Raw genomic sequence first — 13,293 nt, forward strand, 5'->3', positions numbered from 1 at the left:
ACTCTCTCGCTGGCGGGGACTGGTGGTTACTTCGGGTCTACGGCGACGTCGCCGAGAGCGACATTACGTGCGCTGGTGGACCGGCCGAGTTTCGCGACCTCCTCGTCCATCAGCGGAAGGATGCGGGGGACGTGGGGCAGCAGGTTGCGATCCCCGATCGGCGACGTCACCACCGCCTTCAGCCAGCCGACGAGCTCGACCCACCGCGGCACGTAGACCCGGCGCTTCCGCCCGGCCAGGGCGTCCACGAACGCGTCGACGCACGAGTCCACCGACGTCGTCTTGCCGAGCGGTCCCGGTAGAGCGGCGAGAAGTTGGTTGAACGCGGTGAGGTCGGCTTTCGCATCCTGAACGAGCGGTGTGTCGATCCACGACATGTGGGCCGAGCCCACGGTGACGCCGTGGTGCGCGACTTCGAGACGAAGGGTGTTGGCGAAATGCTCGATGCCGGCCTTGCTGGTGTTGTACGCGGCCAGCCCGGGTGCGGGCGCGAACGCGGCGAGCGACGACACGACCAGGATGTAGCCCTTGCGGTCGATCACGGACGGAAGCGCAGCTCGGACGGTGTGGAAGACGCCGAGGATGTTGATGTCGATGACCCGCTTGAACGTGGCCGGGTCGACGTGCATGACCGAGCCGTAGCTGGCGATGCCGGCGTTCGCGAGCACGAGGTCGATGCCGCCGAACTTCGCGACACCGGCGTCGACTGCCTTCTGCACGGCGGCCAGATCGCAGACGTCGGCGGTCGCGGCGAGCGCGACGTCGTCGCCGAGTTCGGCGGCGAGGGCATTCAATGGCTCGGCGTCCAGATCGATCAGAACCAGTTTCACGCCCTTGCGGGCGAGGGCGCGGGACGTTTCCGCGCCGATGCCACGCGCGGCTCCGGTGACGAGTGCGACTTTGTTCCTGAGCGTGGGCATGGGATCTCCTGGCGTGTGATCTGGCACCGTTCGGTGTCAGTTTGTATCTGGAACTGTGCGGTGTCAATATGGGGGCGTGAGTTCGCCCAAGCTCGACGGAACGGGCCGCACCTACCGCGGTGCGGGTCCGCGTCAGCGTCAGGAAGAGCGCCGCGTGCGCCTCGTCGACGCGGCCGTCGAAGTGTTCGGGACCAGCGGATACCGGTCCGCGACGGTGGAGAAGATCTGTTCGACCGCCGGGCTCACCAAGCGCTACTTCTACGAGTCCTTCGACGACAGCGAGGCCCTGCTCCTGGCCGCGTACGCGAGCGTGACCGACCGCCTGCGGGACAGCGTCCTGCGCGGTGCGGGGGAGGGCGGCACCGATCTCGACGCACGGGTTCGCGGTGCGCTGACCGCGTTCTTCCGATCCGTCGCCGACGACCCGCGGATCCCGCGGATCGCATTCCAGGAGGTCCTCGGCGTCGGGCCGGAGGTCGACAACGCCTACCGCCGCGTCACCCTGTCGTTCGTGGACGCCGTTCTCGTCGTCATCGGCCCGGCCGTCGACCGGACCGCGTTTCCCGACTTCCACCTGCGCACCCTCGCGACCGGCCTGGTGGGAGCCGTCCTGATGATCGCCCAGCAATGGGTGCTGTCGGAGAACCCGCAGCCGATCGAGTCCGTCATCGGCAGCGCGCACACCATCCTTTCGGCCGTCCTGGGGCAGCTCGGTCCCCAGCCCATGTGAGTGGCGCGGCGTCCGGGCGCACGCTTTGCCACTCACATGCGCTGACCTGGGATTGCGTGCGCCGGCGGCAATCCGGGCAAACCCCTGACGCCAACACATATATGTTGTTAAATACCTGACATGCCCAGTGCTGTGCACTGCCGATCACCGTGGGTCCGCAACACGACCATCCGCGCGGTGCTCGTCGCGCTGTTCGGGGTGGCCGCCCTCGCGACGCCGGCATCGCTCCTCGCGCACGCCGCCGGCTACGAGGGCCTGCTCGACATCACGCCGGCGAACGCGGCAGCGGAGTCGATCGGCGGACTCGACCCCCGGCTGCCCACCGAGTCCGCTGTCCTCGGCGCCGCGCTGGCGGCCGCCCGCTCCGACGGTGTCGCTCCGAAGCGGTATTCCGCCCTTCTGCAACAGTATTGGCTCGCTCGTGGATCCGAGGCGTCCGGCATCGACCTGGCCGCGTGGGATCCGAACGCGGGGCTGATCGCCAACGCCGCGGTGGTCGACCGGGTCTACGAGAACTACGGCCGGTACCAACTCCAACGCGCCGAGCTCTACTGGTCCGGGATGGCCGGGCTGGCGGGAGGTTCGTTCGCCGCCGGCTTCTGGGACCTCGACCTCGGCCGGACTGTGCTCGGAGTCGATGCCGTCCACACGCTCGGCAACGCTGTCGCGTCCACGGTCCGTGGGTTGCCCGGCGAGGCGATGGCGCTCCTGCCCGCGGACCCGAGAACGCTCGCGACCGTCGGCCCGGCGATGACCGCCGAGGACGTGGACTGGTATCAGAAGCGCCTGCTGATGATGCAGAAGCACATCTACTTCGACATGGTGCCCATGCACGAGGCGTACCTGAACGAGGGCAGGGCCGCTGTGGAGGAGATGGCCGCCGCCGGACTGCTCGACGAGAACGCCGAGATCGCATGGAACGGCATCTTCTCCGGCACTCAGGCCGGGTACGCGGACGCGCTGTTCCGGATGGCGTCGCGCGAGCAGAATCAGATCATCGCCGATCAGTGGGACGTCACCGCGGCAGCCCGTGACGGCGTCGGCCGCGCGCTCACGTACGCCACCACACTCGCGGCGCAACCCTCGGTTCCCGGTTCGCGGGCACCGGGACAGGTTGTGCCGATGGCGGTCGACTGCGACGTGAACGGCTCGGCCTACCGTCTCCGCACGCCCCTGCCCGGTTTCAACTGGGCCGATCGCGAACCGCGCTGGCAGTACATCGTCAGTGACATCGCGTCGTCCTACCAGCGGCTGGCCGAGGTTCGTCCGGGCGAGTTGCGGGCCCTGCTGGCCATCCCGTTCCGCGACTTCGTCGAGAGCCAGCGGGTGCTGCGGCGGGTGCCCGACCTCGCCCGCGACATGAGCACCGGCTGGGAGTTGTCCCCGGCGCATCCGTAGCGGTAGTGGTTGCCGTTCCCGGACGAACGGGACGCTCGTTCGATCTGACGCAACGACCGTCCCGTTCGTCCGGGGCACGAGGCCGGGTTTCCAATGGATGGATGTGACGTTGCGCACGCGTAGGCGCGGTTGGCACGTTGTGTCACACCACGCCAGGCCCGATCGCAGGAGAGTCGATGAACGTATCCGCCGTCACGCACGACAGCCCGACGACCGCGACACCCACCGAGGTCGCGAAGACGCCGAAGAAGGCGGCGCTCGCGTCGTTCCTCGGCAGTGCGCTCGAGTACTACGACTTCTTCATCTACGGATCCGCCGCCGCCCTCGTCTTCGGGCACACGTTCTTCCCGGCCGGCAACGACGCGATCGGCACGGTCGCCGCGCTCGCGACGTTCGGCGTGGGCTACGTGGCCCGGCCCGTCGGCGGAATAGTGCTGGGACATTTCGGAGACAAGCTGGGCCGCAAGAAGATTCTGCTGCTGACCCTGCTCATCATGGGTCTGTCCAGTCTCGCGATCGGATTCCTGCCCACGTACGAGCAGATCGGCATCGCCGCCCCGATACTCCTCGTGCTGTGCCGCCTCGCGCAGGGGTTCTCCGCGGGCGGTGAGGCCGCCGGAGCCAGCACCCTCACGCTCGAGCACTCACCCGAGGGGCGGCGGGCGTTCTTCACCAGCTTCACGATGACCGGATATGCCGCCGGGATGGTCCTCGCGACCCTCGTCTTCATTCCCGTGGCCGCGCTGCCGAAAGATCAACTCGACAGCTGGGGTTGGCGAATTCCGTTCTGGTGCAGCGCGGTGATGCTCGTGGTGGCCTACTTCGTGCGCACCAAGCTCGACGAGACCCCGGTGTTCGAGGAGTCACGCGAGCACGCGGAAGTGCAGAAGCTGCCGGTCGTCACCGTCGTGACCACCCAGTGGCGGGACGTCTTGCGGATCGCGCTCTGCTCGCTGTTCGCGGTCGGGCAGACCGTGTTCACGGTCTTCGGGCTCGCCTACGCCACCGGACCCGACGTCGGCATCGACCGCACCACGATGCTGTGGGCGTCGTCCGTGTCGATCGCGGGCTCCATCGTCGCGATCCCGCTGCTCGCCAAGCTGTCGGACCGCGTCGGACGCCGCCCCGTCTGGATCACCGGCGCCCTCGGGTGCGCCGTGACGATCTTCGGGTACTTCTGGGCCATCTCCGTCGGCTCCATTCCACTGATCTTCCTCGCCGCGCTGCTCACGATGACGCTGTTCTACTCGATGGTGAACGGCCTGTGGCCGAGCTTCTTCACCGAGATGTTCGCGGCGCCCGTGCGCTACTCCGGTTTCGCGGTCGGTACGCAGATCGGCTTCCTCATCGCCGGTTTCGCCCCGGCGATCGGCTGGGCGCTGCTCGGTACCGGGGTGAACGCGTGGGTCCCCGTGGCGGTGTTCACTGCCCTCTGCATGCTGGTCTCGTCCGTCGCCGCCTTCACCGCCCGTGAGACGTACCGGGTGCCGCTGGCCGAACTCGGGCGTCCGTCGACCCCTCGGGAGTAGCCGGAGGACAATAGGGCGATGTCACGGACACCGACAGGAGAATCGGTCACTGCCCGAGTCGTGAGGGTCTTGTCCTCATTCGACGCGGACACACCGTCCCTGTCGGTGTCCGACATCGCGCGTCGGTCCGACCTCCCCGCCGCGACGGCGCACCGCATTGTCGGGGAACTCGTGAAGTACCGACTCCTCGAACGCAACGACACCCGCATCAGCATCGGCGTGCGGATGTGGGAACTGGGGTCCCGCGGCTCGCACACCCTGAGCCTGCGCGAAGCCGCGATGCCGTTCATGGAAGACGTGAACGCCGCGATCAAACAACACACCCAGCTGGGCATCCTCGACGGCAACGAGGTGCTGTTCGTCGAACGGCTCTCCACGCGCGGGTCCGTCGTCAACGTCACCAAGATCGCCGGGCGTCTGCCGGTGCATGCCTGCTCGTCCGGTCTGGTCCTGATGGCGAACGCGTCCCGCGACGTGCAGGACGAACTGCTGTCGCAGCCGCTCGAGCGCTACACCGACGCCACGGTCACCGATCCCGAGCAGATGCGACGTCTTCTCGCCGAGGTCCGGCACCAGCACTTCGCGGTAGCCGCAGGTCTGATCACACCCGGAGCGACGGGAGTCGCTGTGCCCGTGCGGGACACCGACGGCGGCAGGGTGATCGCCGCCCTGTCCGTCGTCATACCGCACGATCAGGCCAACTCGCAGTCGGTGGTCGCGGCGCTGACGACGGCGTCGCGCGGCATCACCCGGGCGATGACGCGCGGATCGCGGCACTGACAGAAACCCTTTCCATCCATTGGAGTCGCGCTGTGACTCGGGTCTCGGGTCGGTCAGAGTGGTTGTCACGAACACACCGTCACCGATCACGCATCGCGATCCGAAAGTCACTGCACACCAGAATGTTCGCCGATGCCTGATCGAGTGCCGACTCTCCAGGGAAGGTCCAAGCATGAGCTCGAAAACTGTCAAATGCGACCTGTTGGTCATCGGATCCGGGGCCGCAGGCATGGCCGCCGCACTCAAGGCGGCGAGCGAGGGGCACAGCGTCATCGTCGCCGAGAAGTCGCAGTGGCTCGGCGGCACCACCGCGATCTCAGGAGGCTGGGCGTGGGTGCCCGGCAACAAGCAGGGCGTCGCGCAGGGTGACACCCGTCAGGACATCGAAACCTACATCCGCGCACTTGCCAAGGACTGCTACAAGGCCGAGATGGTCGACACGTTCCTCGACGAGGTGCCCGAGGCCATCGACTGGCTCGAGCGCGACACCGACGTCGAATTCGTCTATCCGGAAATGGCTCCCGACTATCAGATGGACGCGCCGGGCGCGAAGCCGTCGGGACGCGCGATTTCGGGCAAGGTCGTCGACGCGCGCACCCTCGGCGAGAACCGGTTGCGGTTGCGCCCCTACCTCGACACCTACACCGTGTTCGGCTACATGCCGGAGGTCGGGCCCGACATCGCCCAGTTCCTCCACGCCAACCAGTCGTGGAAATCGTTCGCCTACGTGTCGAAGAAGCTTCTCAAGACCTGGGTCGAGACGGTCCTCTGCCGCCGATCGTTCGACCGGACCAACGGCAATTCGCTCATGGTGCGGATGGTGTCGTCCGCCGCGAAGCTCGGCATCCGGATGTGGACCGAGACGCCGGTGACGAAGATTGTGCAGTCGGAGAACGGGGTCGTCACCGGGGCGGTGCTCGGGGGAGTGCACGCGGGAACGGTCGAGGCGCGGCTCGGCGTTGTCATCGCAGCCGGCGGCTACTCCTCGGATCCGGCGCTGCGAGCCGAGTACTGGGGTCATGATCCGCACGGGGACAACCACTTCACTCCCACGGTCGGGCACGACGGCGACAATGTGCGCCTGGCCGCGCCGCTCGGCGGGCACGTCGACACCGACGTCCACGAGCCGGCCGCGTGGGCCCCGGTGACGGTGTTCACCGGTCTGCGCGGACAGCAGCGGATCTTCCCGCACCTGCGGGCGTTCGGGCTCCCCGGACTGATCGCGGTGAACCGCAAGGGTGAACGTTTCGCCAACGAGTCGAGTTCCTACCACGACTTCGGCATGGCGATGATTCAGGACAACGCCGGTCAGGACGAGACATTCGGTTACATCATCGCCGACTCGAAAGCCATGAACAAGTACGGCATCGGCTACGCCAAGCCGTGGCCGATCCCACAGGGCTATTTCAAGAAGACCGGATTTCTCCACAAGGCAGGCACGGTCGAGGAACTCGCCCTCGAGATCGGCGTCGACGCCGCCGGGCTGAAGAAGACCCTCGCCGAGTTCAACGCGGGAGCCGCCAAGGGCGAGGACCCGAAGTTCAATCGCGGATCCAACTGGTTCCACCACTTCAAGGGCGACATGGAGCACCAGCCCAACCCGAACCTCGAGCCGCTCGACAAGGGGCCGTACTACGCCGCGAAGATCGAGATGGGAGACCTCGGCGCCTATTCCGGCCTGGCCGTCGACCGGCACAGCCAGGTCCTCGACGACGACAACCAGCCGATCCCCGGCCTGTTCGCCGCCGGTTCCGCGGCCGTGAGCATCTTCGGCGGCGGCTACCCTGGCTACGGCGCCAACATCGGGCCCGCCCTCGTCTTCGGATACACCATCGGCCGGGACGCCGAGGTCCTCGCATCGCTGCGCAGCGAATCCGCCGCGGCGACCGTCCTGGAAGAGGTCTGACGTGCCGTTCTTCCTCGTCCGTTACGCATACACCGGCGACACGGCCGGCCGGGACGAGCACCGTCCCGAACACAAAAGCCACCTGCAGGCCGCCGCCGACCGCGGACTGATCCTCGGGTCCGGACCGTTCGCGGCAGGAGAAGACCCCGGCGCGGCCATGATCTACGAGGCCGCCGGCAAGCAGGACGTCGTCGACGTCGTCGAGGGCGACCCGTTCCGGACGCACGGGTTCGTCGCGTCGTACGACATCACCGAGTGGATTCCGATGATCGGCCCGTGGGCCGTCGCAGCAGTGGGAGGTAGGTCATGACGGGTCGAGTGGCAGGGAAGGTCGCCGTCGTCACGGGGGCGAACGGTGATCTGGGCGGCGCGACCGCGCGGATGCTCGCACGAGAGGGGGCGTTTGTTGCGGCCCTCGACCTCAAAGTGCCGGATGCGCCGTGGGATTCGGCGACGATCACGTCGTTCGCGGTCGACGTCACCGACGAGACCGGCGTCGCCGAGGCCGTCGCTGCAGTGGTGGATACCGTGGGTGTTCCCGACGTCCTGGTCAACTGCGCCGGCATCATCGGCAGGCCCGCGCCGTCGCACGAGGCGTCGGTCGCCGAGTTCGACCAGATCTTCGACGTCAACGTCAAGGGTGTCTGGTTGGCCACCAAGTACGTCGTGCCCCACATGATCGGTCGGAAGAAGGGCAGCATCGTGAACTTCTCGTCGATCCACGGGTTGACGGGAGGCTCCAACGTCCCGCTGTATCACGCGTCGAAAGGTGCTGTGCGACTGCTCAGCAAGGCGGACGCCGTCACCTACGGGCCGCACAGAATTCGCGTCAACTCGATCCACCCCGGGTCGATGCGGACGTCGATGAGTCAGCGGTCGGCCGAGGGCAGCGCGATCGGCCCGGAGGAGTACTACCGCCAGCTCGTCTCGGGCAACCCCCTCCCGCGGCAGGGGGAACCCGACGAGATCGCGTACGGGGTGCTCTACCTCGCCTCGGACGAGTCCGGCTTCACCACCGGCACCGAACTCGTCGTCGACGGTGGGTACACGGCGCACTGACCTTTCGTGTCGCCCAATGTCACACGCGTTCGGTCCGACTGCACCGGTGTGACATTGGGCGCGGACGTCAATCGAAGTGCCGCACCAGACGGCGATGCCGGTGCGCGAAGAACGCGCCCAGGACGCGGGCGAGCACCGGCGTCAGCGGCACCAGCGGCAGCCTCGGCTCGAACGTGATCCGGTCGTGGACGCCGGTGCTCCCGTCGTCGAATGGCCGCAGCGTGCGTTCGTGCTCCCACCGGCGCATGCTGAGCATTGTCGACTTCTCGTGGAACCGCCGACACGGTTCGAGTTCGGCGATGGTCAGATCGTCGTAGTCGAACGGGACGAGCCCGAACAGCCGCAGCCACGCTCGCCCGAGCGGTTCGCCGATCGGGACCGAGTCGATGGTGATCGATTCCCGACCCCGCGGGATGCTCATCGTCATCCACGGACGCATTTCATCGTTGATCCCCTCCGGGTCGACGACCCTCGCCCACACCTGCCCGATCGGTGCGCCGACGACCGAGCTGCGTTCGATGATCACCGTTCCATCTTCGTTCGACCTCGCATGGGTGTGCAATGGCTTCGCGTCTGCGCACCGAAGTCCCGTAGCGAGATCTGCTCTCGCGCGTACGTCACTGATGATCGCCCGAGTCTCCCCCGCGTTCGGCGACCTCGCGGATCTATGCCCTGTGATCGACGAGTCCAACCATTGCGCCAATGGGGCGTGGCACACCTCCAGTGTGATCTGTGATCTAATCTGGATGCCCTCGGAAATCGAAAGTTCACCGGGGTTCGACGACTGCGAAGGCCTACTTCGACAAGGACACACTCGATGACGACGACAAACGCTCTCGACGATGCCCCGCTGTCCGCATTCCACAAGCGGCTTGCGTTCTCCGCTTCGGGCGGTCCATTCCTCGACGGTTACGTGTTGTCGATCATCGGGGTCGCAATGGTGCATTTGTCCACCGAGTGGGGGTTGACCACCGCGGAGCAAGGCGTTGTCGGGATCTCGTCGATGTTGGGCATCTTCGTCGGGGGCATCCTAGGTGGCCGTATCTCCGACCTATTCGGTCGAAGAATCCCGTATACGGTGACCGTCGGCTCGATCGCTGCCCTTTCAGTACTCCAGGTCTTCGTGGACGAGTTCGTATTGCTGCTCGTACTTCGGGTTCTCATAGGTGTAGCCATCGGGGCCGACTATCCAATCGCAACGTCACTGTTGACCGAGTTCTCACCGAACAAGCATCGGGGGCCCATTCTCGGCTACTTCGTCGTCATGTGGTTCGTCGGTGCCGCCGCCGCGTACGTGTGCGGACAATTACTGACACAGCTCGGCGAAAACAGCTGGCGCTGGATGCTCGTGAGCGCCGCTGCTCCTGCCGTGCTCTTCTTGCTTGCACGAGCTGGGACACCGGAATCTCCTCGGTGGCTCACCAGCAACGGCCGGATCGACCGTGCGAACGACGCCTTGCGAAAAGCATTCGGGCCTGATGTCACTGTCGAGGACATTCCCGACGAGCGGGCAACAAACGTCGATCTTCGTGCCCTCCTACGGTCCGGCTACGGAGGCCGGTTGCTGTTCGTCACGGCATACTGGACCGCCTCGATCGTTCCTCTCTTCGCTGTCTATGCATTCGCTCCAGCCATCCTCGACGATCTTGGTTTCGGGAACGGCATGGAGCAGATAGGCTCCGCCGTCATCACTGTGACGTTCATGGTGGGATGCATCGTTGCTGCCTCCTTGGTCAACAAGATCGGACGTCGTCCACTCATGATCCACAGCTTCCTGTGGTCGGCGATCGCGCTGGTGATTCTCGGTCTGTTCCCGAACTCGTCGACAGTGACGGTCATGGCCCTGTTCCTTGCATACGCCATCTTCATCGGTGGGACTCAGATCATGCAGCAGGTCTATCCGAACGAGCTGTTTCCCACTGAAATTCGAAGCTCGGCCAACGGCCTGGCTACCTCGCTCAGCCGAATCGGAGCTGCGATCGGCACCTATCTGGTGCCAGTTTCGCTTACGTCGCTGGGAGTCGGTACGACTATGCTCCTCGGCGCCGCGATCACAGCTTTCGGTGCGGTGATCGCGGTTTTGTGGGCCCCCGAAACTCGGGGATTGTCGTTGTCCGAGAGTTCGGGACTGTCCGCCCCGGAACAGTCACACTCTGAACCCGTACCCGTCTGCGGCAGGGGTGAGCAGGGCTAATATGTGTTCCGTGGTCATATCCAAGCGCGCCGAGTCGACACTGCTGACCGATCAGGTCTACGCGACGATTCACGAGGCAATCATGAACGGCGAGTTGCCGACCGGCTCCCGTCTGCGCATACGCGATCTCGCCGACCAGGTCGGAACCAGCGTCATGCCGGTGCGCGAGGCAATCAGACGGCTGGAGGAAGCCGGACTGGCCGAACGCGTCCCGCACAGGGGCGCGGTGGTGAAGGGCCTGACACTCGCGGAGTTGGTGCATGTCTACGACGTACGCCTCCTCCTCGAGGTCGAGGCTGCGCGACTAGGCGCCGAGCGGATTTCCACCGCGGACTGCGACAGGATGCAGCACGAATACGACTCGATGCGGGCCGCGATCAGCGAAGGACGTGTCGTCGCCTACCTCGACCACGACGAGGCGTTGTTGTCGATTCTCTACACCGCTGCGGCGAATCCTGTGCTTCTGCAGACGATTCGAAACCTATGGAACCATTGCCGTGCTTACAAGATCGTGGGTGCGCAAGGAACCTTGAACTCCATTGTCGACGAGTCGTTGTGGCGGTATCAGCGGGACCTGATCGCTGCCGCCCGGAAGAATGACGGTAAGGCTGCTGCTGCGGTCAACGACTCCTCGCTGGTCGACGCGACGGACCGTATCAAAGCACTTCTGGCATCGGAAACCGTCGCCGAATAGCGGTGTACAGCAACAATTTTTCCTTGCGTTCATACGACCACGTGGGGTACGTGATGCGGCCGCACCACGTACCCCACGTCTCAGCCCGCGACTCTATTGCTTCAAGCCGACGTTCAGGACGCTCCGCATGTAGTCGATGCTCTCCTTGGCAGCCTGCAATTCGAGTTCGCGTCCTTCTTCGATGGGCCGACCGTTCATCGGAAGCTCGATCTCGAAGATGATCGTGTCGAGAGCCTGGGGTGCATTCGCACGTAATTCTTGGATCAGCTTCACGCAATCGATGTCGCCCTGCCCGATCGCTGTGCCAATGGAATGAGTGCCATCGGCATCGACGACGATCTCGATGTCACAGAAATGACAGCAATAGGCATACGGCGCCATCTTCTTCACGCATTCTTCGATACCTTCCATCAGCACCAGCGAGTTCATGGTGTCGAGGCATGCGCCGATCAGAGGGTGGTGCAACTGCTCGACGACCCAAATGACTTGAGAAATGATCAGAACTTGTGGATCGGGGAGGGCGTACCTTCCCGGAAGATGATCTGCAAGGTATCCGAACTCTGATCAAGACCAGCGCGGCAACGCTGGCGGGAAGGTACGCCCGTGCTCACGGTAGTACACGACGACGACCGGACCAACGACGACGACGGGCGGTCGTTACTCGACGAGATCGTCCGCGACGGTGCCCGGCAGATGCTCGCAGCCGCCCTGCAGGCGGAGGTCGCCGCCTATATCGAACAGTTCGCTGACCAGGTCGACCAGAACGGTCGCCGCCTGGTGGTGCGCAACGGCTACCACCACGAACGCGGTGTACTGACCGCCGCCGGTGCGGTCACCGTGAAAGCCCCTCGGGTCAACGACAAACGCATCGACCCGGACACCGGAGAGCGGCAGCGATTTTCGTCGGCGATCCTGCCGGCCTGGGTGCGCAAGTCCCCGCAGATGAACGAGGTACTGCCCTTGCTGTATCTGCACGGGCTCTCCACCAGCGACTTCGGGCCGGCGCTCGAGCAGTTCCTCGGATCCGGTGCCGGGCTGTCGGCGGCCTCGATCACCCGGTTGACGACCCAGTGGCAGGACGAGGCCAAGGCCTTCCAGGGTCGGGACCTCTCGGGCACCGACTTCGTCTATCTGTGGGTCGACGGTATCCACCTCAAGGTGCGGCTCGAGCAGGACAAACTGTGCCTGCTGGTGATGATCGGGGTCCGCGCGGACGGCCGGAAGGAGCTCGTCGCCCTCACCGACGGGTATCGCGAGTCCACCGAGTCGTGGGCGGACCTGCTGCGCGGCTGCCGACGCCGCGGTATGACCGCTCCCGTTCTCGCGGTCGGTGACGGCGCTCTGGGGTTCTGGAGGGCGTTGCGGGAGGTGTTCCCGGAAACCCGGGAGCAGCGGTGCTGGTTCCACAAGCAGGCCAATGTTCTTGCTGCGCTACCGAAGTCGGTGCATCCGGGGGCGCTCGCGGCGATGAAGGAAATCTACAACGCCGAGGACATCGACAAGGCCCAGGTGGCGATCAAGGCCTTCGAGCTCGACTACGGCGCGAAGTATCCGAAGGCGGTCGCGAAGATCACCGACGACATGGATGTGTTGCTCGAGTTCTACAAGTATCCGGCCGAGCACTGGGTACATCTCCGCACCACAAATCCCATCGAGTCAACTTTCGCGACGGTGCGGCTCCGGACGAAGGTCACCAAGGGGCCGGGTTCGCGTGCGGCGGGACTTGCCATGGCTTACAAGCTGATCGACGCCGCCCAGGCGCGCTGGCGTGCGGTCAACGCACCACATCTGGTCGCGCTCGTTCGTGCGGGCGCGGTGTTCCACAAGGGCAAACTGCTCGAACGACCCACCGATATCAGCCCCAACGCCGGGGCGATCGAGCCCGCAAGCACCGGATCGGAGGTCGCTTGAAACAACCTCATCCACAGGATTTGACAATATCTCCCAAATGACCTCGTCGGCGAACAGATCGCAGTGATTCTCGAGCGCGATCTTCATTCCGCACTTCTCGATGAGTGGAATATTCTTCTGGAACTCACGTACGCGCTCCGCGAGCTGAACGACCACATCGGGATGCATGCAG

The 13,293-nt window shown here is 65.2% G+C and carries 13 protein-coding genes; 10 read left to right on the forward strand and 3 right to left on the reverse strand.

Annotated features, from left to right (window positions below):
- Positions 1 to 26: 26 nt before the first annotated feature.
- Complete coding sequence (locus tag CJ177_RS12665) at positions 27 to 920, reverse strand: SDR family oxidoreductase (protein ID WP_095867869.1); 894 nt, start codon at positions 918 to 920, stop codon at positions 27 to 29.
- Between the two features lie 76 nt (positions 921 to 996).
- On the opposite strand from CJ177_RS12665, the gene CJ177_RS12670 reads away from it, so the two are divergent.
- From CJ177_RS12670 to CJ177_RS12700, 7 genes are all read left to right on the forward strand, one after another.
- Positions 997 to 1,650 (forward strand): TetR/AcrR family transcriptional regulator, encoded by a 654-nt coding sequence (locus CJ177_RS12670; RefSeq protein WP_061045955.1) that lies wholly within the window; start codon positions 997 to 999, stop codon positions 1,648 to 1,650.
- Positions 1,651 to 1,770: 120 nt separating this feature from the next.
- Complete coding sequence (locus tag CJ177_RS12675; RefSeq protein WP_061697329.1) at positions 1,771 to 3,048, forward strand: hypothetical protein; 1,278 nt, start codon at positions 1,771 to 1,773, stop codon at positions 3,046 to 3,048.
- Between the two features lie 176 nt (positions 3,049 to 3,224).
- Positions 3,225 to 4,577 carry an MFS transporter gene (locus tag CJ177_RS12680; protein ID WP_061697328.1) on the forward strand — a complete coding sequence of 451 codons (1,353 nt, stop codon included), beginning with the start codon at positions 3,225 to 3,227 and terminating at the stop codon, positions 4,575 to 4,577.
- Positions 4,578 to 4,595: 18 nt separating this feature from the next.
- Positions 4,596 to 5,357, forward strand: a complete 762-nt coding sequence (locus tag CJ177_RS12685) for an IclR family transcriptional regulator (RefSeq protein WP_061697327.1) — start codon at positions 4,596 to 4,598, stop codon at positions 5,355 to 5,357.
- 172 nt (positions 5,358 to 5,529) lie between these two features.
- Positions 5,530 to 7,263, forward strand: a complete 1,734-nt coding sequence (locus tag CJ177_RS12690) for an FAD-dependent oxidoreductase (RefSeq protein WP_061697326.1) — start codon at positions 5,530 to 5,532, stop codon at positions 7,261 to 7,263.
- A 1-nt stretch (position 7,264) separates the two neighbouring features.
- Complete coding sequence (locus tag CJ177_RS12695) at positions 7,265 to 7,573, forward strand: YciI family protein (RefSeq protein ID WP_061697325.1); 309 nt, start codon at positions 7,265 to 7,267, stop codon at positions 7,571 to 7,573.
- Positions 7,570 to 8,322: an SDR family NAD(P)-dependent oxidoreductase gene (locus CJ177_RS12700; RefSeq protein ID WP_095867870.1), complete on the forward strand. Its 753-nt coding sequence runs from the start codon at positions 7,570 to 7,572 to the stop codon at positions 8,320 to 8,322. Before CJ177_RS12695 ends, CJ177_RS12700 begins: the two co-directional genes overlap by 4 nt.
- A 67-nt stretch (positions 8,323 to 8,389) precedes the next feature.
- Here CJ177_RS12700 and CJ177_RS12705 read toward each other — a convergent pair whose 3' ends face one another.
- Positions 8,390 to 8,848, reverse strand: coding sequence for a hypothetical protein (locus CJ177_RS12705; RefSeq protein WP_025433389.1), 459 nt, complete (start codon positions 8,846 to 8,848; stop codon positions 8,390 to 8,392).
- Between the two features lie 291 nt (positions 8,849 to 9,139).
- Here CJ177_RS12705 and CJ177_RS12710 point away from each other — a divergent pair, with 291 nt between their 5' ends.
- Positions 9,140 to 10,516, forward strand: coding sequence for an MFS transporter (locus CJ177_RS12710; protein WP_095867871.1), 1,377 nt, complete (start codon positions 9,140 to 9,142; stop codon positions 10,514 to 10,516).
- Between the two features lies 1 nt (position 10,517).
- The gene (locus tag CJ177_RS12715; protein ID WP_179443217.1) at positions 10,518 to 11,210 is read left to right on the forward strand and encodes a GntR family transcriptional regulator; all 693 of its coding nucleotides are present in this window, start codon (positions 10,518 to 10,520) and stop codon (positions 11,208 to 11,210) included.
- A gap of 93 nt (positions 11,211 to 11,303) precedes the next feature.
- Here CJ177_RS12715 and CJ177_RS12720 read toward each other — a convergent pair whose 3' ends face one another.
- Complete coding sequence (locus tag CJ177_RS12720; protein ID WP_179443218.1) at positions 11,304 to 11,639, reverse strand: hypothetical protein; 336 nt, start codon at positions 11,637 to 11,639, stop codon at positions 11,304 to 11,306.
- A gap of 174 nt (positions 11,640 to 11,813) precedes the next feature.
- Here CJ177_RS12720 and CJ177_RS12725 point away from each other — a divergent pair, with 174 nt between their 5' ends.
- Complete coding sequence (locus CJ177_RS12725) at positions 11,814 to 13,121, forward strand: IS256 family transposase (RefSeq protein WP_095867872.1); 1,308 nt, start codon at positions 11,814 to 11,816, stop codon at positions 13,119 to 13,121.
- The last annotated feature ends 172 nt before the right edge of the window (positions 13,122 to 13,293 follow it).

The sequence above is a fragment of the Rhodococcus sp. ACPA1 genome, assembly GCF_002300195.1.
Lineage (GTDB): Bacteria > Actinomycetota > Actinomycetes > Mycobacteriales > Mycobacteriaceae > Rhodococcus_F > Rhodococcus_F opacus.

Excerpts from the sequence above, each read along its gene's own strand:
- CJ177_RS12665 (WP_095867869.1), bottom strand. The coding sequence starts at position 920 with ATGCCCACGCTCAGGAACAAAGTCGCACTCGTCACCGGAGCCGCGCGT.
- CJ177_RS12675 (WP_061697329.1), top strand. The coding sequence starts at position 1,771 with ATGCCCAGTGCTGTGCACTGCCGATCACCGTGGGTCCGCAACACGACC.
- CJ177_RS12680 (WP_061697328.1), top strand. The coding sequence starts at position 3,225 with ATGAACGTATCCGCCGTCACGCACGACAGCCCGACGACCGCGACACCC.
- CJ177_RS12685 (WP_061697327.1), top strand. The coding sequence starts at position 4,596 with ATGTCACGGACACCGACAGGAGAATCGGTCACTGCCCGAGTCGTGAGG.
- CJ177_RS12690 (WP_061697326.1), top strand. The coding sequence starts at position 5,530 with ATGAGCTCGAAAACTGTCAAATGCGACCTGTTGGTCATCGGATCCGGG.
- CJ177_RS12700 (WP_095867870.1), top strand. The coding sequence starts at position 7,570 with ATGACGGGTCGAGTGGCAGGGAAGGTCGCCGTCGTCACGGGGGCGAAC.
- CJ177_RS12710 (WP_095867871.1), top strand. The coding sequence starts at position 9,140 with ATGACGACGACAAACGCTCTCGACGATGCCCCGCTGTCCGCATTCCAC.
- CJ177_RS12715 (WP_179443217.1), top strand. The coding sequence starts at position 10,518 with ATGTGTTCCGTGGTCATATCCAAGCGCGCCGAGTCGACACTGCTGACC.
- CJ177_RS12720 (WP_179443218.1), bottom strand. The coding sequence starts at position 11,639 with ATGAACTCGCTGGTGCTGATGGAAGGTATCGAAGAATGCGTGAAGAAG.